The 298-nt window shown below is 46.3% G+C and carries 1 protein-coding gene; it reads right to left on the bottom strand.

What is annotated here, in order from left to right:
* Positions 1 to 298: hypothetical protein (locus AABA86_RS34345; RefSeq protein WP_338309903.1), on the bottom strand; the 298-nt coding region annotated here is incomplete at both ends.

Genomic DNA, 298 nt, shown 5'->3' with positions numbered 1-298 from the left:
GCACAGCCCCGTTCTGCAATTGGAACAATCTGCTCTTGAGCTTGACCTTGATTAGGAGCTTCAGGACCCATTTGGCCTGTAGCTTGACCCACTACCATGTGAGGGAAACTAGTTGCTTCAGCGGCTTCATTTCTGGTTTGTCTCACCATTGTTGGAGCGGTTGAAGGTTTTGGGTAGAAGATGAAGGTTGAAGATGAATAGAGAGCGAGAGAGAGATCGTGGGTAAGCGGTTTTGAAAATACATAAGAGAGAGAGTAAAAACCGGAAGTGTAGGAGATCGTGTGTGTATAGTGGGTTT

Source organism: Bradyrhizobium sp. TM233, assembly GCF_036247965.1.
Lineage (GTDB): Bacteria > Pseudomonadota > Alphaproteobacteria > Rhizobiales > Xanthobacteraceae > Bradyrhizobium > Bradyrhizobium ottawaense.
Note: the sequence above shows the minus strand (reverse complement) of the source record. Positions and strands in the feature narration are given on the sequence as shown.